At 51.7% G+C, this 265-nt stretch carries 1 rRNA gene; it reads right to left on the bottom strand.

Annotation, left to right across the window (positions count from 1 at the left end):
• Nucleotides 1–265, bottom strand: a 16S ribosomal RNA gene (locus tag MRBLMU1_RS32745); the annotation flags it as partial.

The raw sequence follows: 265 nt of genomic DNA, 5'->3' as shown, positions 1-265 counted from the left end.
AGAGTGCCCTTTCGTAGCAACTAATGACAAGGGTTGCGCTCGTTGCGGGACTTAACCCAACATCTCACGACACGAGCTGACGACAGCCATGCAGCACCTGTGTGATGGTTCCCTTTCGGGCACTCCCTAATCTCTCAAGGATTCCATCCATGTCAAGGGTAGGTAAGGTTTTTCGCGTTGCATCGAATTAATCCACATCATCCACCGCTTGTGCGGGTCCCCGTCAATTCCTTTGAGTTTTAATCTTGCGACCGTACTCCCCAGG

This window comes from Burkholderia sp. LMU1-1-1.1 (genome assembly GCF_040675865.1).
In the GTDB taxonomy this organism is placed as follows: Bacteria; Pseudomonadota; Gammaproteobacteria; order Burkholderiales; family Burkholderiaceae_D; genus Rugamonas.
Note: the sequence above shows the minus strand (reverse complement) of the source record. Positions and strands in the feature narration are given on the sequence as shown.